This is a genomic window from Azospirillum sp. A26 (assembly GCF_042604635.1).
Lineage (GTDB): Bacteria > Pseudomonadota > Alphaproteobacteria > Azospirillales > Azospirillaceae > Azospirillum > Azospirillum palustre.
In genome coordinates, this window is record NZ_CP170473.1 from 2,054,634 (window position 1) to 2,080,191 (window position 25,558).

The 25,558-nt window shown below is 69.6% G+C and carries 23 protein-coding genes and 1 riboswitch; of the genes, 14 read left to right on the forward strand and 9 right to left on the reverse strand.

The features are described from left to right. Positions 1-49: 49 nt before the first annotated feature. Genes deoA through ABNQ39_RS23360 form a run of 6 tightly spaced genes read right to left on the reverse strand, consistent with a single transcriptional unit; the run spans position 50 to position 5,599 of the window. The gene (deoA, locus tag ABNQ39_RS23335) at positions 50-1,369 is read right to left on the reverse strand and encodes a thymidine phosphorylase (protein ID WP_376960989.1); all 1,320 of its coding nucleotides are present in this window, start codon (positions 1,367-1,369) and stop codon (positions 50-52) included. Between the two features lie 3 nt (positions 1,370-1,372). After that, the gene (gene deoC, locus ABNQ39_RS23340; RefSeq protein WP_376960991.1) at positions 1,373-2,212 is read right to left on the reverse strand and encodes a deoxyribose-phosphate aldolase; all 840 of its coding nucleotides are present in this window, start codon (positions 2,210-2,212) and stop codon (positions 1,373-1,375) included. Next, complete coding sequence (locus tag ABNQ39_RS23345; RefSeq protein ID WP_376960993.1) at positions 2,209-3,042, reverse strand: purine-nucleoside phosphorylase; 834 nt, start codon at positions 3,040-3,042, stop codon at positions 2,209-2,211. Before ABNQ39_RS23345 ends, deoC begins: the two co-directional genes overlap by 4 nt. A gap of 15 nt (positions 3,043-3,057) precedes the next feature. Continuing rightward, positions 3,058-3,477: a cytidine deaminase gene (gene cdd, locus ABNQ39_RS23350; RefSeq protein WP_376960995.1), complete on the reverse strand. Its 420-nt coding sequence runs from the start codon at positions 3,475-3,477 to the stop codon at positions 3,058-3,060. Between the two features lie 4 nt (positions 3,478-3,481). Then, the gene (locus tag ABNQ39_RS23355) at positions 3,482-4,456 is read right to left on the reverse strand and encodes an ABC transporter permease (protein WP_376960997.1); all 975 of its coding nucleotides are present in this window, start codon (positions 4,454-4,456) and stop codon (positions 3,482-3,484) included. Positions 4,457-4,459: 3 nt separating this feature from the next. Beyond that, a complete protein-coding gene (locus ABNQ39_RS23360) occupies positions 4,460-5,599 on the reverse strand; it encodes an ABC transporter permease (RefSeq protein ID WP_376960999.1) in 1,140 nt (379 codons plus the stop codon). Positions 5,600-5,785: 186 nt separating this feature from the next. Here ABNQ39_RS23360 and ABNQ39_RS23365 point away from each other — a divergent pair, with 186 nt between their 5' ends. The 8 genes from ABNQ39_RS23365 (at position 5,786) to ABNQ39_RS23400 (ending at position 15,261) form a co-directional block, all read left to right on the forward strand. Next, entirely contained in the window at positions 5,786-6,118 is a 333-nt protein-coding gene (locus tag ABNQ39_RS23365; RefSeq protein WP_376961001.1) for a (2Fe-2S) ferredoxin domain-containing protein, read from the forward strand. A gap of 132 nt (positions 6,119-6,250) precedes the next feature. Next, positions 6,251-7,165, forward strand: a complete 915-nt coding sequence (locus ABNQ39_RS23370) for a DMT family transporter (RefSeq protein WP_376961003.1) — start codon at positions 6,251-6,253, stop codon at positions 7,163-7,165. Between the two features lie 33 nt (positions 7,166-7,198). Continuing rightward, positions 7,199-7,314: riboswitch (TPP riboswitch) on the forward strand. Positions 7,315-7,396: 82 nt separating this feature from the next. After that, the gene (locus tag ABNQ39_RS23375) at positions 7,397-8,548 is read left to right on the forward strand and encodes an ABC transporter substrate-binding protein (RefSeq protein WP_376961005.1); all 1,152 of its coding nucleotides are present in this window, start codon (positions 7,397-7,399) and stop codon (positions 8,546-8,548) included. Positions 8,549-8,552: 4 nt separating this feature from the next. Continuing rightward, positions 8,553-9,425, forward strand: a complete 873-nt coding sequence (locus ABNQ39_RS23380) for a branched-chain amino acid ABC transporter permease (protein WP_098737558.1) — start codon at positions 8,553-8,555, stop codon at positions 9,423-9,425. Continuing rightward, positions 9,418-11,142: a branched-chain amino acid ABC transporter ATP-binding protein/permease gene (locus ABNQ39_RS23385; protein ID WP_376961008.1), complete on the forward strand. Its 1,725-nt coding sequence runs from the start codon at positions 9,418-9,420 to the stop codon at positions 11,140-11,142. The genes ABNQ39_RS23380 and ABNQ39_RS23385 overlap by 8 nt, the downstream gene beginning before the upstream one ends. Then, positions 11,139-11,840, forward strand: coding sequence for an ABC transporter ATP-binding protein (locus tag ABNQ39_RS23390; RefSeq protein ID WP_376961010.1), 702 nt, complete (start codon positions 11,139-11,141; stop codon positions 11,838-11,840). Before ABNQ39_RS23385 ends, ABNQ39_RS23390 begins: the two co-directional genes overlap by 4 nt. Positions 11,841-11,966: 126 nt before the next feature. After that, entirely contained in the window at positions 11,967-13,358 is a 1,392-nt protein-coding gene (locus ABNQ39_RS23395) for a hypothetical protein (protein ID WP_376961012.1), read from the forward strand. 61 nt (positions 13,359-13,419) lie between these two features. Further along, positions 13,420-15,261: a chloride channel protein gene (locus tag ABNQ39_RS23400; RefSeq protein ID WP_376961014.1), complete on the forward strand. Its 1,842-nt coding sequence runs from the start codon at positions 13,420-13,422 to the stop codon at positions 15,259-15,261. A 96-nt stretch (positions 15,262-15,357) separates the two neighbouring features. Here ABNQ39_RS23400 and ABNQ39_RS23405 read toward each other — a convergent pair whose 3' ends face one another. After that, entirely contained in the window at positions 15,358-16,011 is a 654-nt protein-coding gene (locus tag ABNQ39_RS23405) for a peptidoglycan-binding domain-containing protein (protein ID WP_376961016.1), read from the reverse strand. Between the two features lie 578 nt (positions 16,012-16,589). Here ABNQ39_RS23405 and ABNQ39_RS23410 point away from each other — a divergent pair. Together ABNQ39_RS23410 and ABNQ39_RS23415 are read left to right on the forward strand one after the other, a co-directional pair. Further along, positions 16,590-17,768, forward strand: coding sequence for an OpgC family protein (locus ABNQ39_RS23410; RefSeq protein ID WP_376961018.1), 1,179 nt, complete (start codon positions 16,590-16,592; stop codon positions 17,766-17,768). A gap of 65 nt (positions 17,769-17,833) precedes the next feature. Then, positions 17,834-18,130, forward strand: a complete 297-nt coding sequence (locus ABNQ39_RS23415; RefSeq protein ID WP_098737565.1) for a hypothetical protein — start codon at positions 17,834-17,836, stop codon at positions 18,128-18,130. A gap of 71 nt (positions 18,131-18,201) precedes the next feature. Here the strand turns inward: ABNQ39_RS23415 and ABNQ39_RS23420 are convergent, their stop codons facing one another. Further along, positions 18,202-18,639, reverse strand: a complete 438-nt coding sequence (locus ABNQ39_RS23420) for a PRC-barrel domain-containing protein (RefSeq protein WP_376961020.1) — start codon at positions 18,637-18,639, stop codon at positions 18,202-18,204. 137 nt (positions 18,640-18,776) lie between these two features. Continuing rightward, a complete protein-coding gene (locus tag ABNQ39_RS23425; RefSeq protein ID WP_376961022.1) occupies positions 18,777-19,403 on the reverse strand; it encodes an ATP-dependent Clp protease proteolytic subunit in 627 nt (208 codons plus the stop codon). A 396-nt stretch (positions 19,404-19,799) separates the two neighbouring features. On the opposite strand from ABNQ39_RS23425, the gene ABNQ39_RS23430 reads away from it, so the two are divergent. The 4 genes from ABNQ39_RS23430 (at position 19,800) to ABNQ39_RS23445 (ending at position 25,551) form a co-directional block, all read left to right on the forward strand. Further along, positions 19,800-20,693, forward strand: coding sequence for a glycosyltransferase family 2 protein (locus ABNQ39_RS23430; RefSeq protein ID WP_376961024.1), 894 nt, complete (start codon positions 19,800-19,802; stop codon positions 20,691-20,693). Between the two features lie 102 nt (positions 20,694-20,795). Next, the gene (locus tag ABNQ39_RS23435; protein ID WP_376961026.1) at positions 20,796-21,098 is read left to right on the forward strand and encodes a hypothetical protein; all 303 of its coding nucleotides are present in this window, start codon (positions 20,796-20,798) and stop codon (positions 21,096-21,098) included. Positions 21,099-21,252: 154 nt separating this feature from the next. After that, entirely contained in the window at positions 21,253-22,404 is a 1,152-nt protein-coding gene (locus ABNQ39_RS23440) for an efflux RND transporter periplasmic adaptor subunit (RefSeq protein ID WP_376961028.1), read from the forward strand. A gap of 6 nt (positions 22,405-22,410) precedes the next feature. After that, positions 22,411-25,551: an efflux RND transporter permease subunit gene (locus ABNQ39_RS23445; protein ID WP_376961030.1), complete on the forward strand. Its 3,141-nt coding sequence runs from the start codon at positions 22,411-22,413 to the stop codon at positions 25,549-25,551. The last annotated feature ends 7 nt before the right edge of the window (positions 25,552-25,558 follow it).

Sequence of the window (25,558 nt, forward strand, 5' to 3'; positions counted from 1 at the left end):
TCCCGACCGAGAATTCGCCCTCTCCTGTTCCGGGAGAGGGCATTGTCTCTCACCCCAGACGCTTCGCGATCAGCGGTCCGCGGACCGGCGCGGTGTCCGTCACCGTGACCGACGCGCGCAGGCGGCGTTCCGCCTCGTCGGCCTGGGCCTCGTTGCGGGCGTGCAGGATCGCCAGCGGACGGTCGCCCGGCCCCACCGCGTCGCCCAGCCCGGCCACCCCGTCGAAGCCGACCGCGAAGTCGATGGCATCGGTCGTCTTGGTCCGGCCGCCGCCCAGCGCCACCACCGCCATGCCGACTCCGCGGGTGTCGATGGCGCCGACGAAGCCGGCCCGCTCGGCGAACAGCGGGCGGACGATGGGGGCGCTTTCAAGATGGCGGTCGGGCTGCTCCAGCAGGTCGGCCGGCCCGCCCAGCGCCGCCACCATGCGGGCGAAGCGTTCCGCCGCTTCACCGCTGGCGATGGAGCGGTCGGCCAGGACGCGGCCCGCCGCAGCGTCCGGTGCCAGTCCGGCCAGCGCCAGCAGTTCGGCGGCCAGCGCCGCGGTCACCTCGTAGAGCCGCGGTTCGGCCGGCTCGCCGCGCAGGATGGCGAGGCATTCGCGCATCTCCAGCGCGTTGCCGGCGCTGCGGCCCAGCACCTCGTTCATGTCGGTCAGCAGGGCCACCGCCGGCAGGCCGGCCCCTTTCGACACGGTGACGATGCTGTCAGCCAGGGCCTCGGCATCTTCGAAGCGCTGCATGAAGGCGCCGCTACCGAATTTCACGTCCATCACCAGGGCGTCCAGCCCGGCCGCCAGCTTCTTCGACAGGATCGAGGCGGTGATGAGGTCGAGCGATTCCACCGTCGCCGTCACGTCGCGGATGGCGTAGAGCCGCTTGTCGGCCGGGGCGATGTCGTCGGTGGCGCCGATCACGGCGCAGCCGACCTGCTTCACCACCCGGCGCAGCAGCTCGTTGTCGGGCTTGGCGCGGTAGCCGGGGATGCTCTCGAACTTGTCGAGCGTGCCGCCGGTGTGGCCGAGACCGCGACCCGACACCATCGGCACGAAACCGCCGCAGGCGGCCAGCATCGGCGCCAGGATCAGGCTGACCTTGTCACCGACGCCGCCGGTCGAATGCTTGTCGATCACCGGGCCGGGCAGGCCCAAGGACTTCCACTCCATCACCGTGCCCGAATCGCGCATGGCGCGGGTCAGCGCCACCCGTTCGTCCAGGCTCATGCCGCGGAAGAAGACGGCCATGGCGAAGGCCGATGCCTGGGCTTCCGACACGCGGCCGTCGGTGAGGCCGCGGACGAAGTCCTGGATGGTGGCGGCATCGAGCGGCTGGCCGTCGCGCTTGGCGCGGACGATTTCCTGCGGAAGCATGCCTCAGTATCCTCCCGCCGGGGCCGGCTCGCGTTCGCCTTCCCGTTCGCCGTCCCGCTCGCCATGACCGGCCGCCGACAGCAGCGCGTCGAGCAGGCTGGAAGCGCCGAAGCGGAAGGTCTGCGGCGTCGCCCAGCCATCCCCCAGGATATGGTCGGCCAGCGCCAGATAGCGTGCCGCCTCCACCGCGTCGCGGATGCCGCCGGATGCCTTGAAGCCGACCTTCTTGCCCGATTCATAGATGCTGTCGAGCATCACCGCCGCGGCCGACAGGGTCGCGGCCGGCTGCGTCTTGCCGGTGGAGGTCTTCAGGAAGTCGGCACCGGCGGCGATGGCGTCGCGCGACGCCCAGGCCAGCAGGTCGGCATCGGGGAAGGCGCCCGATTCCAGAATCACCTTCAGCAGCGCCTTGTCGCCGCAGGCCTCGCGGCAGGCCTTCACGACATTCATCGGCTGGGTGCGGGCCCCGTCGATGAAGGCCTTGTAGGGCAGCACCACGTCGATCTCGTCGGCCCCGTCGGCGATGGCCCGCCGGGTTTCCGCCGCCACCGAGGCGGCGTCGGCCTCGCCGGTCGGGAAATTGACCACGGTGGCGATCTTCACCGGCGTGCCGTCCAGCGCCTTGCGCGCGGTGGGGACGAAGCGCGGCCAGACGCAGACCGCGGCGACCGGGCCGATGGGCGTGACAGCGCGGGCGCAGAGTTCCTGCACCACCCGGTCGCTGTCGTCGCCGTTCAGGCTGGTGAGATCGAGCATGCCCACGGCACGGCGCGCCAGATCGGCGTCGGACGGGGCGTTGGCGCTGGCGTCCAGCGCGCTTTGCAGGTCGGCAGACAGTTTCATGACCGGGACCCGTCCTTCTCATGCAGGCGTTCGAGGAAGCCGACCAGCAGGCGCTCCAGGTCGGCGGCTGCCGCCGAGGCGGCGGTCAGGGTCTGGTGGTGGTCGACCGGCCCGTCGCCGAGCCCGACGCCCAGATTGGTGACGACGGCGCAGCCGACAACCCGCAGGCCGCAATGGCGCGCGACGATGCATTCGGGAACGGTGGACATGCCAACCGCGTCGGCGCCCAGCAGCTTCATCATCCGCACCTCGGCCGGCGTCTCGAAGGACGGGCCGGGATAGGCGGCATAGACGCCTTCCGCCAGATCGATGGACAGGCCGGCGGCGACGTCCTTCAGCAGGCTGCGCAGCTCCGGATTCCAGGCGTCGGTCATGCTGGGGAAGCGCTCGCCGAAAGCCTCGTCGTTCGGGCCGGTCAGCGGGTTGCTGGCCAGAAGGTTCAGATGGTCGCTGATCGCCATCAGCCGGCCGGGTCCGACCTCCAGCCGCAGCGAGCCGACGGCGGCGGTCAGCACCAGCGTGTCGCAGCCGGCCAGCTTCAGCGCCCGCACCGCGGTCTTCAGCGCATCGAAGCCGTTGCCCTCATAGGCATGGACGCGGCCCTGCATGCAGGCGACCTCGACGCCGCCGAGTTGCCCCACGACGAGCCGCCCGGCATGGCCGGACACGCTGGGGATCGGGAAACCGGCGATGTCGGTGTAGGGGATGGCGACCGCGTTGGCGATGCGGTCGGCGATGCCGCCCAGGCCGGAGCCCAGCACGATGCCGACCCGCGGCCGATGGCCGGAGGCACGGTGTAGGATGTCCGCGGCGGCGCGGGCTGCGGTCATGTCGGGAAACTCCGCTCAGAAGGCTAAATTGGTGGGGCCGAACGATTCGGGCAACAGGGTTTCCAGCGGAAAGCTCCGCCGCAGGCCGGCCGGGTCGCAGATATGGACCGGCGTGTCCGGCGCCGCAAATTCGCGGATGCGCTGGCGGCAGCCGCCGCAGGGGGTGCAGATCTCCTCCGCGCCCGCCTCGCCGCCCATCACGACGATGGCGCGGATGCGGCGGTCGCCGGCGGTGACCATGGCGCCGATGGCGCTCGATTCCGCGCATTGTCCCTGCGGGTAGGCCGCGTTCTCCACATTGCAGCCGGCGAAGATGCGGCCCGATTCGCCGAGGATCGCCGCACCCACCTTGAACTTGGAATAGGGGGCGTGGGCATTCTCGCGCGCGGCGCGGGCCGCTTCGATCAGTTGGGGCAGCTCTGCGGTGTCGGCCATCGGCTCAGCGTTCCTTCACATAGGGGATGCCGCTCGCCTTGGGGGCGATGGCCTTGCCGACGAAGCCGGCCAGCAGCAGGACGGTCAGCACATAGGGCAGCATCTGGATGAACTGCACCGGGATGACGCCGATGCCCGGCAGGACGACGCCCTGGAGGCGGACCTGCACCGCGTCGGTGAAGGCGAACAGCAGGCAGGCGAATAGGGTCGGGCCCGGCCGCCATTTGCCGAAGATCAGCGCCGCCAGCGCCAGATAGCCCTTGCCGGCGGTCATGTCGCGGACGAAGCCGGCGCCATGGCCGGTGGAGAGATACGAGCCGGCCATGCCGGTCAGCACGCCGGTGACCAGCAGCGCCTGATAGCGCAGCGTCGCCACCGACAGGCCGGCGGTGTCGACCGCTGCCGGATTCTCGCCCACCGCCCGCAGCCGCAGCCCGAAGCGGGAGCGGTAGAGCACCCAATGGGTGGCGATCACCAGGACCAGCGTCACCCAGATCAGCACATTGTTGCCGTTGAGCAGCTCGCGGTAGACCGGCCCCAGCACCGGGATGCCGGACAGCGCCTCCACCCCCGGCAGCTCCACCGCGGGGATGCGCGCCTGATTGGGCAGCAGCGGGGTCTGGCCGCCCTGCTGGAACCAGGCATAGGCCAGCGTCGGCGCCAGCCCGGCGACCAGGATGTTGATCGCCATGCCCGACACCACCTGATTGCCGTTGTGGGTGATGCAGGCGAAGCCATGGACCATCGCCAGCGCCACCCCGGCGGCGATGCCGGCCAGCAGCCCCAGCCACGGGTTCAGCGTGGCCGAGGCGACGGCGGCGGAGAAGAAGGCGCCGGCCAGCATCTTGCCTTCCAGCCCGATGTCGACCACGCCGGCCCGCTCGCAATACATGCCGGCGAAGGCGGCCAGCACCAGCGGGGTCGCCACGCGGATGGTGGCGCCCAGCAGCTGCAAGGCCAGAAGCAGCGCGTCTTCCATCGCTCAGCCCCTCCCCGTATCGGCGGCGGCACTGCCGCGGCGACGGAACAGCGCCTCCACCTGCGGTTTGAACAAGTTCTCCATCGCACCGGCGAACAGGATGACCAGACCCTGGATGACCATCACCAGCTCGCGGTTGATCGTGGGGTATTCGAAGGACAGCTGGCCGCCGCCCTGCGCCAGAACACCGAACAGGAGAGCCGCCAGAATGATCCCGACCGGATGGTTGCGCCCCATCAGCGCCACGGCGATGCCGACGAAACCGACGCCGCCGGTGAAGTTCAGGATCACCCGGTGCTGCACGCCCAGGATCTCGTTCACGCCGACGAAGCCGGCCAGCGCACCGGAGATCAGCATGGCGATGACGATGTTGCGCGCCGGCGAGATGCCGGCATAGACCGCCGCCCGCTCGTTGCGGCCGACGGTGCGCAGCTCGTAGCCCCAGCGGGTGCGGCGCAGGAAGATGTGGAACAGCAGGCAGCAGGCCAGCGCCCACAGGAAGGACAGGTTCAGCGGCGAGGCCGGGATGGAGATGCCGAACCAGCCGAGTGCCCGGTCCATCGACGGCAGCCAGACGCCGGGATCGAACTCGCGGGTTTCCGGCGACTGGCTGCCGGGGCGGATCAGCACGTCCACCAGCAGCCAGGTCATGATCGACGCGGCGATGAAGTTGAACATGATCGTCGTGATGACGATGTGGCTGCCGCGCTTGGCCTGGAGCCAGGCCGGGATGAAGGCCCAGGCGGCGCCGAACAGGGCTGACGCCAGCACCGCCAGCACCGCCACCACCGGCCAGGGCCAGCCGGTCAGCGCCAGCGCCACCAGCCCGGCGCCGAGCCCGCCCAGATAGGCCTGCCCCTCGCCGCCGATGTTGAACAGCCCGCAATGGAAGGCGATGGCGACCGCCAGCCCGGTGAAGATGTAGTCGGTGGTGTAATAGAGGGTGTAGCCGATGGCCTCGGGATATCCCAGGGCCTCCGACAGCAGCAGCGACAGCACGTCCACCGGGTTCTCGCCGATCACCAGGATCACCAGCCCCGACAGCACGAAGGCCGCGACGAGGTTGAGAACCGGCAGCAGCGCATACCCGACCCAGCCCGGCACCGCGCCCGGCTGGCCCTTCCCCGATCCGCTCAGCAGCACCGGCGTCTCCTGGATTGCCCCTTGCCGGGGATTCTTAACCGCCAATGCTCTGCCGACCAAGCATTTCATGGTGCCGGGAATCCAAGCGCCGCCTGGAGTTGGAAGGATTACAAAAAGTCTTGCCGCAACGCAGCATTCTGGCATGCTTCTTACCCATAGAAATTTTATGGCTATGGAGCATCGCCGATGCCGCTCGACATCCCGCAGACCTTCCGTCACCACGTCTTCTGCTGCGCCCAGCAGCGTCCGCCCGGCCATCCGCGCGGCAGCTGCGCCGCCAAGGGCGCGCATCCGCTGTGGCAGCGGCTCGATCAGAAAATCCAGGGCAAGGGCCTGACCGATGTCGGCATGGCGATGACCGGTTGCCTCGGCTTCTGTTCCGCCGGGCCGCTGATGGTGGTGTATCCGGACGGCATCTGGTACCGGCCGGAAACCCCGGAGGACATCGACGAGATCGTCGACTCGCATCTGGTGAACGATGCGCCGGTCGAACGGCTGGTGATGGTTCTGACGCGGTGAGGCGAAGGGGGGCGCCCGAGCCAACCTTTAAGTATGGCTGCGCCTACCAGACCTGCGGTTGCGGCATTGGGACGCGGGCGCATTTGCCCATAATGTGGGCAGCTCCCGCCATTGCCGTTCCGAACCGAGTCCATGACCGACGCCGAAACCGCCGACCTGCTGCCTGCCGAGGCCGATTCGGTTCCCTATGCCGTCGGCTGCTTCCTGGGCGCCATCCTGCTGTTCGCGGCGATGGACACGCTCATCAAGTTCCTGACCGCCGATTACCCGGTGCCGCAGCTGATGTTCGTGCGCTCGCTGGTCGCCTTTCTGCTGGTGGGCGGCTACACCCTGACATGCGGCGGCGGGATCGCGGCGATGCGGACGCGGCGGCCCCTGGGGCATGTGTGGCGCGCCTTCGCCGGGCTGATCTCGATGGGATGCTTCTTCTATGCCTTCCGCGAACTGCCTTTGGCCGACGTCTATGTGCTGAGCTTCGCCGGTCCGCTGTTCATCACCGCGCTGTCGGCGCCGTTGTTGGGCGAGCCGGTGGGCTGGCGCCGCTGGGCCGCCGTGGTGGTCGGGTTCAGCGGCGTGGTGGTGATGGCGCAGCCGTCGGCCGGGGCGCCGCTGGTGCCGGTGCTGGTCGGGCTGTGCGCCGCCCTGTTCTATGCGCTGGCCGCACTGGCCGTGCGCGGCCTGTCGCGGACGGAAACCAGCGCGTCCATCGTGCTCTACCTGCTGCTGACGACGACATTGGTCAGCGGGGCGCTGGCCGTGCCGGTCTGGACGGCGCCCACCGCTTTCGCGCTGGGGCTGATGGCGCTGGTCGGGGCCATCGGCGCTGGGGCACAGGTCCTGCTGACCCAGGCCTTCCGCCGCGCGCCGCCGGCGGTGGTGGCGCCGTTCGAATATACCGGCATGGTCTGGGCCAGCCTGTTCGGCTGGCTGGTGTTCGGCGACCTGCCGACGGTGCCGGTCCTGGCCGGCGCCATGGTGATCATCGGCAGCGGGCTCTACATCCTGCATCGTGAAACCATGGTGGCGCGCCGCCGGTTGGGTTCTTGACAGGACGGGGCCGGCGGCGACACTCTCGCCGCCTGTTCACGGCTGGGGTGCCTCATGCGGATGCCGGTTCGGCAACCGTGGGGGCTGAGACAACACCCATCGAACCTGATCCGGGTCATGCCGGCGAAGGGAGCCGACCGGAACCCGACGGACCCGCTGAAAGCTGCTGCAAAGCGCCCCGTCCCCTCCGCGTCGCCCCAACCGCCGGCGCGTGTCGAGGAGTTTTCGGTCATGCGGCGCACGCTTTCCCTTCTGATCGGCCTGCTGGCCGCATCCTCCTGCCTGTCGTCCGTCTGTCTGTCGTCCGCCGCCCGTGCCGACGACACGCTGTCCTTCCCGGTGCTGGTGCCGCTGACCGGCTTCCTGTCGCTGGAGGGCACCAGCCAGCGCAACGGCGCCGTCCTGGCGCTGAAGCAGACACCGGCCGGCGTCGCCATCGCCTCGGAGGTCGTCGACACCGGCACCTCGCCCGAGGCGGCGGTGACGGCGCTGGAGCGCGCGGCCGGCCGCGGCACGGTGGGCGCGGTCGCCGCCAGCATGCTCGGCACCCAGATGCTGGCGATGCTGCCGTTGGCGGGCGAGCTGAAGCTGCCGCTGGTCACCGTGTCGGGCACCGCCTCGATCACCGAGCAGGGCAATCCCTGGGTCTTCCGCTTCTTCCCCGGCGACGCCGTGACCAAGGCCGCCCATGCCCGCTATGTGGTGGAGGAGCTGGGCAAGCGGCAACCGGCCGTCATCTACCAGACCACCGCCTACGGCCAGAGCGGCAAGGCCCATCTCGACGCCGCCTTCAAGGCGCTGGGCGTCACGCCCGTCTTCGAGGAGGGGGTGGACCCGGCGGCCAAGGATCTGCTGCCGGTGCTGACCAAGGCGCTCGCCGCCAAGCCGGACGTGCTGGTCCTGCACCTGCATTCCGGCCCGACCGCGCTGCTGTTGCGGCAGGCGGCGTCCAGCGGCGTGACCCTGCCCATCGTCGCCGGCTCCGCCATGCATCAGCCGAGCACCGCCGCCCTGCTGGAACCGGCGGAGCTGAATGGCGTCTGTGCCGAGACCGCGGCATCGCCGATCTCGGGCGGCACGCCGGAGGTCAAGGCCTTCACCGACGCCTACCGCGCCGCCTTCGGCAAGGAGCCGGACGCCTTCGCGCTCGGCCAGTATGACGGCATGACCATGGTGCTGGAGGCGGTGAAGGCCGGCGCCCGGTCGCCGGACGCCATCCGCAAGGCGCTGTCCGCCGAGACGTTCCGGGGCCTCGCCATGACCTACAAGTCCGACGGCAAGGGCAACATGGCCCATTCCGCCGTCATCGTCTGCTATGACGGGGCCAGCCGCGTGCCGGTGCTGGTGAAGCGGTACGACGACCCGACGCTTGCGGCGAAGTGAGCGGATGGCGGCGCTTCAACTGCTGGTCAACGGGGTGGCGCTGGGGGCGGCCTATGCCCTGGTGGCGCTGGGCTTCGTGCTGGTGCTGAACGCCACCTCGGCGGTGAATTTCGCCCAGGGCGATCTCGTGATGGCCGGCGGGCTGCTGGCGGTTGCGCTGGCGCCGCTGATCCCGCTGCCGGGCATCGTCCTGCTGCCGGTGGTTCTGGCGCTGATGGCGGCGCTGGGGCTGCTGCTGGCACTGGCGGCCTATCTGCCGCTGCGCCGCCGGCCGCCGGTCTCGGTCTTCATCAGCACCATCGCGGTCGGCATCATCCTGCAGAACGGGGCCGCCATCCTGTTCGGGCCGGAGCCGCGCGCCGCACCGCCGCTGTTCGGCGACGACACGCTGCACATCGCCGGGCTGGCGGTGCCCGAGCAATCGCTCGCCATCGTCGCGGTGGCGGGGCTGCTGATCGGCGCGCAGCAATGGGTGTTCGCCCGCACGCAGCTCGGCCGCCGGCTGCGCGCCACGGCGCAGGATCCAGAGATGGCGCGCGCCTGCGGCGTGCCGGTCACCGCGATGATCCTGGTGACCTTCGCCATCGGGGCGGCCTGTGCCGGGGCGGCCGGGCTGCTGCTGGCCAACCGCTATTTCGTCACGCCGACCTCGGGCGGCGACCTGATTCTGAAGGCCTACATCGCGGTGACGGTGGGGGGCTGGGGCTCCGTGCCGGGTGCGGTGGTGGGCGCCCTGCTGATCGCGCTGTTCGAGGTGGGGGTGTCGTCGGTGCTCTCATATCCGGTGGCGCTGGGCGCGTTGTATTTGACCTTGCTGGCGATTCTGGTTCTGCGTCCGCAAGGGCTGTTCGGCGAAGCGGTGCGGCGCCGTGGGTGAACGGCACTCTCCGGCGGAAACTGTCGCGCTGATCGCCGGCGCGCTTGCCCTGCTGGTCTATGCGCTGGCCTTCGCGTCCCCCTACGGCCTGCGCGTCCTGACCGTTGCCGGGGTCTATGCGCTGGCGACTTTCGGTTTCCAGATCGTCTTCGGGCTCGGCGGTGCGCTGTCGCTGGCGCAGGGCGCCTTCTTCGGCGTCGGCGCCTATGTGACGGGTATCCTCGGCAGCCGCTACGGGCTCGGTTTCGAAGCGACCTTCCCGCTGTCGATGCTGGTGCCGCTGCTGCTGGCCCTGCCGGTCGGTCTGGCGGTGCTGCGGCTGGAGTCGCATTACTTCGCCCTGGCGACTCTCGGCATCGCCCAGGTTCTCCATCTGCTGGCGGTCAACCTGCCGGAGCTGACCGGCGGCTCCAACGGGCTGGCCGGAGTGCTGGCGGCGGTGCTGTTCGGCTGGGCGGTGCCGCGCGGGCTGCCGATGGCCGGGCTGGTCTGGGGGCTGGTCGCTCTCGGCGGGCTGATCGGCTGGCGGCTGGCGCGGGGACGGCTCGGAGGCTCGCTGGCGATGCTGCGCGACGATCCGCTGGCGGCGGCAACGCTGGGGCTCGACGTCGGGCGGCTGCGGCTGATCGCCTTCGGCATCAGTGCGCTCTTCGCCGGGGCCGCCGGGGCGCTGGCCGTCCACACCCAGCGCGTCGTCTCGCCGGAGGTGCTGGAATTCCCGGTCATGGTCTCCATCCTCACCATCGCCATCGTCGGCGGGCGGGGGCGGATGGCCGGGGCGGTGCTGGGCGCCGTGCTTCTGCTGCATCTGCCGGAGTGGTTCCGCTTCCTGGAGCGCGGCTATCTGGTCGTCTATGGCGTCGCCCTGCTGGCGACCGTGGTGCTGGCGCCCGACGGGCTCACCGGCCTGCTCGACCGCATCGCGGCCCGCCTGTTCGGCCGCAGTCCGCGGGCGTCGGTCGAGGCGAAGGAGCCGCCGCGTCCGCCAAATTCCCCGGACGGGCTGGCGGTCGACGATCTGCGCAAGTCCTTCGGCGGTGTGCGGGCGGTGGACGGCGTGTCGCTGGAACTGCGGTCGGGAACCATCACCGGGTTGATCGGCCCGAACGGCTCCGGCAAATCCACGGTGATCAACCTGCTGTCGGGGCTGGAGCGGCCGGATGCCGGGCGGGTGCGGCTGGGTGGACGCGAGGTCACCGGGCTGCGTGCCGACCGGCTGGCCCGCGCCGGACTGGCCCGCAGCTTCCAGGCGGCGGTCTTGCCGATTGGGGCCGGCGTGCTGGAGGCGGTCGCCGCCGCGCGCCTTGCCGTCGATCCCGACGCCCGGACGGCGGAGGCGCATGCCCGCTGGGCGCTCGACCGGCTGGGCGTCGGCGACCTCGCCGGCCAGGGCTGCGACGCGCTGCCGGCGGCGCTGCGGCGGCGGGTGGAACTGGCTCGGTCGCTGGTCCGCCGGCCGGCGGTGCTGCTGCTGGACGAGCCTGCCGCCGGCCTGACCGACGGCGAAAAGGCGGAGCTGGCGGCCCTGCTGCGCGAACTGGTGGAGGAGGGCGTGGCGATCCTGCTGGTGGAGCATGACATGGGCTTCCTGTTGCCGCTCGCCGGCCGGGTGCTGTGCCTCGACCGCGGCCGGGTCATCTATGACGGGCCGGCCGGCGGCGTGCGCCGGGATCCGGCGGTGGCCGCAGCCTATCTGGGCCGGGCGGTGCCGGCATGAGCGCGCTGCTGTCCATCCGCGGCCTGACCGCCGGCTATGGCGGGGCGAGCGCGCTCGACGATGTGTCGCTGAGCCTTGCGGCGGGGGAGACGGTGGCGCTGCTCGGCGCCAACGGGGCGGGTAAGTCGACGCTGCTGAAGGCTCTGCTCGGCCTTGTGCCGGCGCAGGGGGAGCTTCGCTTCGACGGGGCGGACATCGGCGGCCTCGCCACCGAGTTGAGGGTGCGGCGCGGCATCGGCTATGTGCCGGAAGGGCGGCGGGTCTTCGCGGGCATGAGCGTGCGCGACAATCTGGAGGTCGCCGGCCTGCCCGCCGCCCGCGACCGCGCAAAGGATGTCGAGCGCGTCTTCGCCCTGTTCCCCGACCTTGCCCTGAAGAGCCGCGAGAGCGCTTGGCGCCTGTCCGGCGGCCAGCAGCAGATGCTGAGCCTGGGGCGGGCGCTGATGGGCCGGCCGCGCTTGCTTCTGCTGGACGAGCCGTCGCTCGGCCTGTCGCCCAAGCTGGCCGACGAGCTGTTCGCCGCCGTCCGCCGCATCGCCGGCACCGGCACGGCCGTGCTGCTGGCCGAGCAGAGCGCCGCCCGCGCCCTGGCGGTCGCACCGCGCGCCGTGCTGCTGCGGCTGGGGCGGGTCGTCGGCGACGGGCCGGTGGCGGCGCTGTCGGACGAGAGGCTGCGCGAGACCTTCTTCGGCGGCTAGGCGCCTCCCTATGCGTGTCCTGTGCAACAGGTGTCTGCTGCGTGCAACAGGACGGGCGGTTGGGCTTGCGGACGGGGGCAGGCGCGGATAGCTTCGCCGCCACAACCATCCACGGATTACCTCGTCATGACCGCCCGCTTCGCCGCATCGCTGTCCGCGCTTCTCCTGCTGGGGGTGGCGTCGGCTCCGGCGATGGCCGAACTGGTGCCGGTGCAGCCGACGATTCCTCCCGCCGCCTATTACGGACTGCCCGAGCCGGAGGCCGAGATCGTCGTTCCCGGCGGTCCGGTGCAGGACGCCAAACCGGGCAATGCGCCGAACAGTGCTCCGGGCAAGCCGGCCGCCAACCCGTCCGCTTCGGCTCCCGCCAAGCCCGACGGGCCGGGCGAGCTGATCGAGAGCTGGGACGGCGGGGCCGCCAAGAAGAAGGACGGCAGCTTCGCCTATTGCGTGGCGGAGGGGGAATTCACCTCCGGCCATGTGCTGATGTTCGCGCGCAGCCCGAAGGGCGAGACCAACATCGGCATCGGCATCCCCGGCGCCGACCTGCCGAAGGGCGGCGAGTGGCCGGTGACCATCGAGGTCGACAAGAAGCTGAAGCGGGAGCGGACCGCCGTCGCGTCCCAGCCGGACATGCTGGTGGTTTCCAACGGCAAGGACGAAGAGCTGATCAACGCCCTGATGGGCGGCAACGAGCTGGTGGTTTCGTCGGCCAGCGACCGCATCGTCTTCAAGCTGGCCGGCACCAAGAAGGTGCTGGGCGACCTGAAGACCTGCGTCGACAAGGGCGGCAACGTCCCGCCGATCAAGGTCGCGGCCGGCCGCCCGGCGGACAAGGAGCGGAAGAACCGCCTGCCGGAAGGGCTGGACAGCCTGCTGGCCGCCGCCGGGGTCCATGACGCCGAACTGGTGCCGATGGACAAGATCCCGCAGGACCGCCGTCCGGCCGACGTCGCCTGGCGCTTCGGCCCCATCGTCGGCGGCATCCGCGAGCGTGCGGTGGGCGAAGGCGCCAGGATCGACGAGCTGTCCGACAGCTTCGCCGAGGCGATGAAGCAGCGTTGCGAGGGCACGCCGACCGTCGTCCTGAACCAGTCCGAACAGGCGGGGGCCGTCTGGCTGCGCACCGGATCGGTCGACTGCGCGATGCCGCAGGGCAAGCTGCACGTCACGCTGAACTTCCTGCTGTCGCAGCGCCGCCTGTTCACCGTCATCTTCCACGAGGCCGGCGAGCCCGACGTGCAGCTGGCCGACAAGGTGCGCGACAACCTCGCCCAGGTGCTGCGCCGTGCCGGCGTCGCCCCGGCGCCCGTTCCGACCACCGACGCGCCGCCTGCCCAGCCAGCGCCTGCCCAACCCGCCCCGGCCCAGGCTGCGCCGGCACCTGCCGCCCAGTCTCCGGCAGCGGCTTCCGCGCCGGACCCAGCAGCGGCTCCCGCCGCTCCTGCGGCCACCCCCGCGGCCCCCGTTCCGCCGACGGTGAAGCCGCAATCGAAACCGCAGCCGTCGAAGCCCTGACGGAACTCACGCCCTTCCGGCCCATTGACCCTATACGGAAGGGCCATCAATCAGCGTGACCATGCCTGACAACTCCGCGTCCATCGACGGCGTGGGCGACAACGCCCGCGCCGGAAGCGATCCCTATGCGACGCTCGATGCGTCCGCCGCCACCACCGTGTCCGAGCGCTGGAGCGTACGCAACAGCGCGCTCGCCGTGGTCGTGCTGGCAGCACTTGTCGGCGGCGCGGTCGGGCTGGTGGTCGGCCTGCTGCATGAGGCGGTGCTGCTGATGCAGACGCTGGCCTTCGACGTGCCCGATGGCGAGCGGTTGGGGCAGGGCGCGCCGGACCTGCTGCGCACCCTCGGCGTGCCGGCGGTGGGCGGGCTGCTGCTGGGCATCCTGTCGCTGCTGGTGCGGCGCTGGCGTCCCAACGCCATCGTCGACGCGGTGGAGGCGAACGCGCTCTACGGCGGCAAGATGTCCCTGATCGACAGCCTGCGCCTGACGGTGACCACCGCCCTCTCCAACGCGTCGGGCGCGTCGGTCGGCATGGAGGCGGCCTATACCCAGGCCGGCGCCGGGTTGGCCTCGTCGCTGGGCCAGCGGCTGCGGCTGCGCCGGGCCGACCTGCGCACCATGGTCGGCTGCGGGGCGGCGGCGGCCATTGCCGCGGCCTACCATGCGCCGCTGGCCGGAGCCTTTTACGCCTTCGAACTGGTGCTGGGCGGCTACACCCTGGCGGTTCTGGCCCCGGTCGGGGCGGCGGCGGCGCTGGGGGTGGCGGCGTCGGCCCTGCTGACCGGCGGCGAGGTGCCGCTGGCGCTCGGCCGGCCGGTGGAGATCGCCGGCTGGGATTATGCCGCCTGCGGCGGCGTCGGCTTCCTGGCCGGCTGGCTCAGCATCCTCGCCATGCAGGCGGTGACGATGGCTGAACGCGGCTTCAACCGCCTGCCGGTTCCGCGCTGGATGCGCCCGGCCATCGGCGGGCTGATGGTGGGCGCGCTGGCGCTGGCGGTTCCGGCGGTGATGGGCAGCGGCCCCGGCGCGGTGCCGCCGGAGCTGGCGGGCGGCGCGCTGGCGCTGGCCTTGACGCTGGTGGCGAAGATCCTGGCCTCGGCGGTATCGCTGGGCTCAGGCTTCCGTGGCGGCCTGTTCAGTGCCTCGCTGTTCATCGGCGGGCTGTTCGGCGGCCTGCTGGGGCAGGGCATTGCGACCTTTCTGCCCGGGCTGGGGATCGACGGCGGCCTGCTGCTGCTGGTTGGCATGGGCTCGGTCGCCGCCGGCGTCGTCGGCGCACCGGTCACCATGGTGCTGCTGGTGCTGGAGACGACGCAGGATCTGTGGGCGGCGTCGGGCGTGCTGATCGGGGTCGTGCTGTCGACCACCGTGGTTCGGCAGGCCTTCGGCTACTCCTTCGCCACCTGGCGTTTCCACCTGCGCGGCGTGCCGATCCGCGGGGCCTACGATGTCGGCTGGCTGTCGGAGCTGACGGCCTTCCGGCTGATGCGCCGGGACGCCAAGACGGTGCCGGCCACCCTGACGGTGGAGGCGCTGCGCCTCCTTTACCCCCTCGGTTCGACCAAGGCGGTCTTCGCGGTGGACGAGATGGGGCGCTATGCCGGGATGGTCGACATGTCTGCCATCCACGACCCCGACCAGGACGCTGTGGTCATCGAAACCCGGGTCGGCTCGCTCGCCAGCAAGGCCGACGCCGTCCTGATGCCCGGAGACGACGCCCGCACCGTGCTGAGCCGCTTCGGCAGCGAGGAGGTGGAGGCACTGCCGGTGCTGTCCTCCCCCACCGACCGGCGGATCATCGGCTATGTGACGGAGTCCTTCGCGCTGCGCCGCTATTCCCAGGCGCTGGAACGCCAGCGCGGCGAGGATCTGGGCGAACGGGGTCTCTGGGGAAGGGACTGAACGGAAAACAACATCGCCGGTTCCGGGGCGCCGTGGCGGCTGGTTGCCGTCACGATGCCCCGGAACCGGCGATGCGGTTACGGCTGTGAGGTGATGTTACTGCTTGGTGCCGGTCGTGCCGGTGGCACCCGGGGTGGTGGTGTCGCCCGGCATCGTGTTGTTCGTCGTGCCGGTCGTCCCGGTGGTGTTGCCCGTGGTGGTGCCGGTCGTGCTGCCCGAGGTGGCGTTACCGGTGCTGCCCATGTTCAGGGCGGACATCGTCTGCTGGTCGGCGCGGCCGGTGACGCGCAGGCCGTTGTCACGCTGGAACTTCATCAGGGCGCTGCGGGTGCCGGCGCCCCAGACGCCGTCGACGGCGATGTCGCGGCCGTCGTTGCGGTCGTTCAGCGCCTGCTGGAGTTCACGGACCTGATCGTGGCTCAGCCGGGTGCTGGAGGCCATGCTGCCCGAATGGTTGGCCGAGGACCGGCGCGTGGAGCTGCCCGAGGTCTCGTCCTTCACTTCGGCCGCGGCGCGGTCAGTCACGCGGTCGGTCTTCTTGCTCAGGCTCTCGTCCATGGTGTTGCCGGCCACCGCGCCGCCGACGCCGCCGACCACCGCACCGACCGGACCGCCGACGACGGCACCGGCAACGGCACCCGTGCCGGCGCCGGTGGCCGTCCGCGAGGTTTCGGTGCTGCCGCAGGCGCTGAGCGCGAACAGGGCGCCGGCCGCAGTGGCGGTCATGACGATCTTCGAAATCCCACGCATGGTTGCCATCCTTCTCGATTACGCTTCGATGTTGGCGACCCGCCGCCCGGTGCGGCCTGTACTGTCATGCCGCACGGCAAGCGACAGCTGGGTCATGTGAAGAACAATCAACAGCGGGCCTTCTTGTTCCCTGACGTCGCCTCACGATTTTCCGCATACGCCGTTCACCATGGCGCAAACGGAGCCTCGGCCGGAGTAATACTCCGCCACCGCTTCGCTCTGCTCGCCCGGCATGCGCCGGGGACGACTTGTCCGGCACTATGAAAATGAAGGAGGTGCGGCGATGTGCTTCGCTCTCCTCGTCCACCCGCGATTCCTGCCTCCCCCGATAACGGGTTGGTTTTTACACCCCTCCCGAGAAGGGCTTAACGCTTTTCCCCTCCGGCGCCGCGTTGGAAGGATTCCCCCATCGCGTTGGACACCCGGCCGGCGAAATTCACCATGGTTGGGCTACATCCGTCGTGGCGGTGCCGGACCCAAGGTGGTCGGGTACCGTAGCGATTCGTCTGCTGACCCCCACCGGGGCCGCTTCCACAAGGGGCGCAGAGGCCCGCGACAGCAGGAGAGGCGAGGGCTGCATGCAGCAACGTCAGACACGCGACGCCCGGCTCGATCTTTTCAAGGGCGTGGCCCTTCTGATCATCTTCATCAACCATGTCGGCGGGAATCCGCTGGCAAAGGTGATGCCCGCCCGCTTCGGGCCGTCGGATTCGGCCGAGATCTTCGTCTTCATCTCCGGCTATGCCATCGCGCTGGCCTATGGGCCGGTGCTGGCGGAGCGCGGGTTCGCGGCCTGCCAGCGCAAGGCGCTCGACCGCTGCCGTCAACTCTGGGTCGCTAACATCCTGACCATGCTGGTCAGCGCGCTGGTGGTGGCCTTCGCCGTGTATATCGGCGATCTGCCGATGGAGGCGTCCAACCGGCTGGAAAGCTTCGCGCCGCTGTTCGACACCCCAGTCACGGCGATGGCGTGGACCCTGGTGCTGATGTATCTGCCCTTCGCCTTCGACATCTTGGCGCTCTACATCCTGCTGGTGGCGGTGGCGCCGCTGTTCCTGTGGAGCTACGCCCGCTTCGGCTATGCGGCAGTCGCGCTGTCGGTCCTGCTCTATCTGGTGGCACAGGCGGCCCCCGGGCTGGTGCCACCCAACCTGTGGGACGAGGACTGGAACTTCAGCCCGCTGGCCTGGCAATGCGTGTTCTTCCTCGGCACCGCCCTGGCGCTGGTGGTGCGCAGCGGGCGGGTCCGGCTGCCGCAGTCGCGCTGGCTGCTGCCGGCCGTGCTGGCGCTGCTCGCCGGCATGGCGGTGTGGAAGTTCGCCGCCTCCGACATCGGCCATGCCGTGACGCCGGTGGCGCTCCGGGGCTGGCTGCCGGAGGAGACGATCCCCTGGGCCGACAAGGACACGCTGGGGCCGATGCGGCTCCTGCATTTCCTGGCGCTGGCCTGTGCGGCGGCCCTGCTGGTGCCGCGGGATGCGGGGTGGCTGCGTTCCGCCCCCGCCCGCCTGCTGGTCGCCTGCGGCCGGCATTCGCTGCCGGTCTTCTGCGTCGGCGTGGTGCTGTCCATCGCCGGCTCCGCCCTCTTGGTGGCGGAGGACGGTGCCCTGATGGTGCTGGCGGTCAATCTGGTCGGGGTCGCCGCGCTGCTGGCCCTGGCGCTGGTGCTGGAGCGGCGGCGGACCCGCCGGCAACCGTCGAAGCCGGCGGTGCCGTCCACGGCCTCGACGCCGTCCGCGGTGCCCGAAACGCCGTGAACATGCGAAAGCAAGCTACGGCTGGGCGTCTTGAATCCTGCGCCGGGTGAGCGCATAATTCGACCATGCAAGTCAACCCGGCCATACCGTCCTACCAGACGCTGAAGCCAACCCCGCAGCTGACGCCCGCGGCGCAGGTCGCCATGTCCCCGGCGGTCCAGGCGGCGCAGCAGACCGCGCCTGCGGTGCGGACGCAGACCGTCGCGGCTCCGCAGGCGGCCGGCAAGTCGGACCAGACCCGCGACGCCCGCACCGCAACCCAGGGCAATCAGGCGGTCGACACCACCGCCGGTACGCTCGCCGCTAGGGTCAATGCGCAGGGCTACCAGCCGCGCGGATCTTTGCTGAACCTTTCGGTCTAAGGCAAGCATCCCCGAAAAACGAGAAAAGCGGCGGAGGGCTTCCCCTCCGCCGCCTTTCGGCATGGACCGACTCAGTGCGACAGTTCGCTCAGCGGACCCTTGCCCTTTACGGTCTCGTAACGGCCCTTCTGCCACTTCTCCAGGCCCTGGAGCTGCTGCTCGGTCATGTCGAGGGTGAGCTGGACGCCCTTCAGGTGCAGCTTGTTCAGCGGCAGGACCACGTCCTTGTCGCTGACGTCGATGGTGTGGTCGACATCGATCACGGCATAGAGCTTGTTGTTATAGCGGACGATGTCTTCGATCTCCGCCATGTTCTCGCCCTTGGCGCCGTAGATGTCCTTGCCCTTCAACTGGTCGACGTGCAGCTTCATCAGAGCCGGGTCGACGCTGTCGTCGATTGCCGCAACCGACGGGTTGTTCGACTTGGTCACGCTGTGGTCCGAGGCGGCGAGCGCGGGCGTGGCGGCGAGCAGCGCGGCGGTGCAGCCCAGAACGAGATAGCGTTTCATCGTTGGCTCCATCTTTCTTGGATGTTGTGGCGGATCAACGCCGCTGCCGACCGATAAGTTTCCCATTTACCAAAAGAAAAAGGGCCTTCCTCCCATTGGGAGAAAGGCCCGGTTTCTTCCGTCTGGCACGGGAACTTTTACTTCAGCTCGTCCATCGTGTCGATGACGTGGCTGACGATGCCGTATTCCTTGGCTTCGTCGGCCATCATCCAATAGTTGCGGTCCGTATCCTTGGCGACCTTTTCGAACGTCTGCCCGGTCTCACGCGCGATGATCTTGTTCAGACGCTCGCGCATGCGGATGATTTCCTTCGCCTCGATGGCGATGTCCGTCGCCCGGCCGCCCGTTCCGCCCAGCGGCTGGTGGATCAGGAAGCGGGTGTTGGGCAGGCAGAAGCGGTCTTCCCTCTTCGCCGCCAGATAGATGTGGCAACCGGCGCTGGCGACCCAGCCCGTGCCCAGCATCTTCACCCGCGGCTTGATGAAGCGGATCATGTCGTGGATGGTGTCGCCCGCCTCGACATGGCCGCCCGGCGAGTTGACCACGACGGTGATGTCGTCGTCGCTCTCATGCGCGAGCGCCAGCAGCTGGGCCGACACGACCTGCGCCAGCTTCATGTCGATCTGACCGAAGATCAGGACCGTGCGCGCCTTGAACAGGCTCTGCTGCACGGCGGCGAACTGCGGCTGGGCGCTTTCCTTCGACTTCTCGTCCGGTTCCTTTTCGGGTTCATCGTCGAACCGGGTGTATCCGACCTGCGCCATTGATGTTCTTCTCCCTGGTATCGGAAGCGGGGTATCGGGACCGGGATTCGCCGCCGGAGGAATGCCCCGACCGCTGTCCCGCTGCCGCATGCGCCTTGCCTGCTTCACCACATAGCCCGTCCGGGCTTCATGTTCAACGTCCGCCGGGCCAAAATCGATGGGTCGGGCCGCCTCCGGATGGGACGTTTGAAACGCCGTGCAACAGTTTTCCGGCGATGTTCCACCGTTCCATCCGTCCGACACGAGGCTGCCCTCCGGCATCGCAGGCACGACCACCCTTCCTACCATGCGGTGACGCTTCCGGTAAGGGGAGGCTGGAAATCCGCGCCGGGGCATTGACGCCGTTCGTGCCGCGACGCCAAACTCCGATGGCGGACGGTGCTGGAGTGCGGTGCCATGGGCGGGACTGGACCGGGGCAGGGTGCCTTCTTGGGCGGATCGGCAAGCGTCTCCGAGGGTGTCTCCGGGGGCGTTTCCGTCATCATCCCGGCCCATCGCGCCCATGACACCATCGCCCGCGCGGTGCGAAGCCTGCTGGAGCAGGACTGGACGGCGTGGGAGGCGGTGATCGTCAGCGACGACGGCACCGATTACCGCCCGACCCTTCTGGCCGCCGGGATCGACGATCCGCGGCTGGTCTTCACCGGCACCGGCCGGGTGGGCGCCGGGGCGCCCGCGGCGCGCAACGCCGGGCTGGCGGCGGCGCGGCTGGGGCTGGTGGCGCCGCTGGATGCCGACGACCGTTTCCGTCCCGGTAGGCTGTCCGCGCTGGTGCCGCTGGCGCTCGGCAACGGCGCCGCCTTCGACAATGTCGCCGTGGTCCGCGACGAGGACGATTCGCCGTTGCAGCAGCTGTATGAGGACGGGCAGGCGCCGGCCCTGCTGGATGGCGACGGTTTCCTGGCGACCTCCGTGCCGATGTTCCCGGTGGTGCGGCGCGATCTGGTGCCGGGCTGGGACGACGACGTGAATTTCTGCGACGACGTGGTCTTCAACGTCCGGGTTCTCGACGCCGCCGGGCCGGTGCCGCTGGTGGCGACGCCCTTCTATGAATACCGGCAGCGCGCCGGCTCCATCACCTTCTCCGCCGACAGTGGCGCGCGGGCGGAGCGCTGCTACCGCCATGTGCTGGACCGGCTGGCCGGCGACGGGCTGGGCATCCGGGACGTGGGGCTTCGCCGGTGCTTCACCCAGGCCATCGCCGCCAAGCGCGCCCGCAACGCCGCCTACGAGGCAGCGTTCAAGGCCGGCCGCTGCGCCAATTTCCAGGAATTCCTGGTCCTGCAGTAGGGGCAAAAACCGGAGCCGCCAAGCTCCCGCTGGTTTTGCTTTACCATTCTGTGTCAGCTTTGTTGCGTTGCACATCGCCGGACCGGACACGGGTAAACTCCCATGAATGCCCCGACCTGCTGCCTCGCCCGCATCCCTGCCAATGGAAAATTCTGGCTGAAGAACGCGCGCGTTCACGATGGCCTGCGCGATATCCGGATCGAGAACGGCCGGGTCCGCGCCCTGGTGCCGGCCGGCGAGTCGCCCTGCTGCGCGCCGGGGCTCGACCTCGACGGCGGCGAGGTGCGGCGTATGGACGCAGATGCCCCGCCGATGGCCGGCGATCCGGCCGACCTGTGGGTGACGCTGTGCGGCGGCCGGACGGTGCCGATGCGGGCGGGAAAGCTCGAAACCGCAAAGACCTGAGAGATAGGCGGTCATAAAGATGCGGTACATAGGGACGGTTCGGATCGCTGAACCTTCTCGACTCCGGATGTGAACTGAACGATATAGTTCAGTTTGCCCGGTGCCCCCGTCGGTTGCACTGCGGCAAAGCGAAACCCGCCCGGATCATGGCCCCATGCGCCACACGCTTCGCATCGCTGCACTCCTCGTCCTGGCGGCACTCGCCGGCGGGGCCTACTGGTATTTCGTGAAGCAGGGCGGGACCGTTGCCGGTCTGACCGCGATGGTGAACGGTGCCATTTCCGGCGGCGCACCGGCCCAGGGCGGCGCCTCCGGTGGGGCTGCCGGGGCCTCCAAGCCGCCGGGGGGAGCCCCGCCGATGCCGGTGGAAGCGGCCCAGGTCCGCGTCGGCACGGTCGAGCGGACGGTGACCGCCGTCGGCTCGCTGCTGTCCAACGAATCGGTGGTCGTCCGGCCCGAGATCGCCGGCCGCATCAGCGAGATCGCCTTCAAGGAGGGGCAGCGCGTCGGCAAGGGCACGGTGCTGGTCCGGCTGGACGATGCCATCGCCCGCGCCACCCTGGCCCAGGCGCAGGCGAGCATCGCCTTTTCGCGCGCCGAGCTGTCGCGTGCCGACCAGCTGGTCCGCCAGAACACCGGCCCCCTGCGCAACCGGGAGCAGGCCTCTGCCAAGCTGCTGGCCGACGAGGCGGCGGTGCAGCTGGCCAGGGCGCAGCTCGACAAGCAGGTGATCGCCGCCCCCTTCGACGGGGTCCTCGGCCTGCGCAAGGTGTCGGTCGGCGATTTCGTCCAGGCCGGCAAGGACATCGTCAATCTGGAGGACATCGACACCCTCAAGCTGGACTTCCGCGTGCCGGAGATGTTCCTGCCGGCGGTGAAGGTCGGCCAGACGGTGAGGGTGGCGGTGGATGCCTTCGGCGGGCGCAGCTTCGAGGGCACGGTATACGCCATCGACCCGCTGGTCGATGTGAACGGCCGCGCCCTGGCGATCCGCGCCCGCGTACCGAATCCCGACGGTTCGCTGCGCCCCGGCCTGTTCGCCCGCGTGTCGCTGACGCTGACCACGGTGCCGGACGCCGTGCTGATCCCCGAGCAGGCCATCGTCGCCTTCGGCAAGGACCAGTTCGTCTTCAAGGTGGTGGACGGCAATGTGGTCCAGACCCGCGTCGTGTTGGGCGAACGCCGCAACGCGGAGGTGGAGATCGCCAAGGGCCTCGCCCCCGGCGACATGGTGGTCACCGCCGGGCAGCTGAAGATCCGCGACGGCGTGCCGGTGACGGTGCTGCCGGCCAAAGCCGGGAGCTGACGCGCCATGGTCCTCTCCGACATTTCCATCCGCCGTCCCGTCCTGGCGACGGTGATGAGCCTCGCGCTGATGCTGATCGGCATCGTGTCGTACCAGCGCCTGTCGGTCCGCGAATATCCCAAGATCGACGAGCCGGTCGTCACGGTTGAGACGACCTACAAGGGCGCCTCGGCCCAGATCATCGAAAGCCAGGTCACCCAGACGCTGGAGGACAGCCTCGCCGGCATTGAGGGCATCGACGTGATGTCCTCGATCAGCCGGGCGGAGAAGTCGCAGATCACCCTGCGCTTCCGGCTGGACCGCAATGTCGATGTCGCCGCCAGCGACGTGCGCGACCGGGTGGGCCGCGTCCGCGCCCAGCTTCCCAGCGAGATCGACGAGCCGGTGATCGCCAAGGTCGAGGCCGACGCCCAGCCGATCATCTATCTCGCCTTCTCCTCCGATCGGCATTCGCCGCTGGAGGTGACCGATTTCGCCGACCGCTACGTCAAGGACCGGTTGCAAAACCTGCCCGGCGTGGCGCAGGTGCGCATCTTCGGCGAGCGCCGCTTCGCCATGCGGCTGTGGCTCGACCCGCAGCGGATGGCCGCCTACCGGGTGACGCCGCAGGATGTCGAGAACGCGCTGCGCCGGCAGAATGTCGAGATTCCGGCCGGCCGCGTCGAAAGCGTGGCGCGCGAGTTCACCGTGGTGTCGGAAACCGACCTGCGCAGCCCGGCGGAGTTCGAGGCCATCATCCTGCGCGACGATGCGGGCTATCTGGTCCGTCTGCGCGATGTCGGCCGGGCGGAGCTGGGTGCCCTGGACGAGCGGGTCAGCGCCCGTTTCAACGGCCGCGGCGCCGTCGCCATCGGCGTGGTGAAGCAGTCCACCGCCAACCCGCTGGACGTGTCGAAGGCGGTCAACGACGCGCTGCCCAAGATCCGTGCGGCGGTGCCGGACGGCATGGGGGTGGATGTCGGGTACGACAGCTCCGTCTTCATCGCCAAGTCGATCGACGCGGTGTTCCACACCATCTTCGAAGCGATCATCCTCGTCGTTCTGGTCATCTTCTTCTTCCTGCGCTCGCTGCGGGCGACGCTGGTGCCGCTGGTGACCATCCCGGTGTCGCTGATCGGCGGCTTCGCCCTGATGTACGCGCTGGGCTTCTCGATCAACACGCTGACCCTGCTGTCGATGGTGCTGGCCATCGGCCTCGTCGTCGACGATGCCATCGTCATGCTGGAGAATATCTTCCGCTATGTCGAAGAGGGCATGGACCCCTTCCAGGCGGCGTTGAAGGGGTCGCGCGAGATCGGCTTCGCCGTCATCGCCATGACCATCACGCTGGCGGCGGTGTACGCCCCCATCGGCTTCATGACCGGGCGCACCGGGCGGCTGTTCACCGAGTTCGCCCTGACGCTGGCCGGTGCGGTGATCGTCTCCGGCTTCGTCGCGCTGACCCTGTCGCCGATGATGTGCTCCAAGCTGTTGAAGCACGAGGCCAAGCACGGGCTGCTCTACCGCGCCATCGAACGGTTCCTGGAGGGGATGACCAACGGCTACCGCCGGCTGCTGCGCCTGTCGCTGCGGGCACGGCCGCTGGTGCTGCTGATCGGGCTGGGCGTCGCCGCCGCCAGCTATTTTCTGTTCACCGGCCTGAAATCGGAGCTGTCGCCGGTCGAGGACCGCGGCACCATCGTCGGCATCGCCATCGCGCCGGAAGGCTCCACGCTCGACTACACCATGGGCTATGCCCAGCGGATGGAGGCGCTGTTCCGCCAGATCCCGGTGCTGGAGAAGTTCTTCGTCGTCGTCGGCTTCCCGGTGGTCAACCAGGGCATCGCCTTCGTCCGCCTGATCGACTGGGACGAGCGCGAGGTGAAGCAGCAGGCGATCACCGCCCAGCTGTTCCCCAAGATGTTCGGCATCCCCGGCATCCTCGGATTCGTCACCAACCCGCCGTCGCTGGGCCAGAGCCCGATCGACAAGCCGGTCAACTTCGTCATCCAGACCTCGCTGCCCTTCGAGGAACTGCAGGCGATGGTCAACGCCATGATGGCGGAGGCGCGCAACTTCCCCGGCCTGACCAACCTCGACACCGATCTGAAGCTGAACAAGCCGGAGCTGCGGGTGTCGCTGGACCGCGACAAGGCGGCCGACCTGGGGGTGGACGTCGACACCGTCGGCCGCACGCTGGAGACCCTGCTGGGCGGCCGGCAGGTGACGCGCTTCAAGAAGGACGGCAAGCAGTATGACGTGATCGTGCAGGTCGCCAACGTCGACCGCCGCAACCCGGACGACATCGCGTCCATCTATGTGCGCGGCGGAACCAGCGCGACCGGCGGAGCGGGCCAGATGATCTCGCTCGCCAATCTGGTGAAGGTCGAGGAGCGGGTGGCGCCCAAGGAGCTGAACCACTTCAACAAGCTGCGTTCCGCCACCATCAACGCGACGCTGGCGCCGGGGACCTCGCTCGGCGAGGCGCTGGCCGTCATGCAGGCGGCGGCCAACAAGGTGCTGCCGGCAACCGCCCAGACCGACTATGCCGGGCAGAGCCGCGAGTTCCGCGAATCGGCGACCGGGCTCTATTTCGTCTTCATCCTGGCGCTGGCCTTCATCTATCTGGTGCTGGCGGCGCAGTTCGAGAGCTTCGTCGATCCGTTCGTCATCATGCTGACGGTGCCGCTGTCGATGACCGGCGCGCTGGCGGCCTTGCAGATGAGCGGCGGGACGATGAACGTCTACAGCCAGATTGGCCTCGTCACCCTGGTTGGGCTGATCACCAAGCACGGCATCCTGATCGTCGAGTTTGCCAACCAGCTCCAGCGCGCCGGGACCGACATCCGCAAGGCGGTGGAGGAGGCCGCCGTGCTGCGTCTGCGCCCGATCCTGATGACCACCGGCGCCATGGTGCTGGGCGCCGTGCCGCTGGCCTATGCCAAGGGGGCCGGTGCCGAAAGCCGGCAGGCCATCGGCGCCGTCATCGTCGGCGGCATGACGCTCGGCACGCTGCTGACCCTGTTCGTCGTGCCGACGGTTTACAGTTATCTTGCCCGCAAGAAGCCGATGCAGGATGACACCGGCGAGGCGGAGCAGGCGGCCAGTGGACATGGCGGTGGACATGGTGGCGGGCAGGGCCACGGTGCGCCCCATCCGGCCGAATGACAGGGAG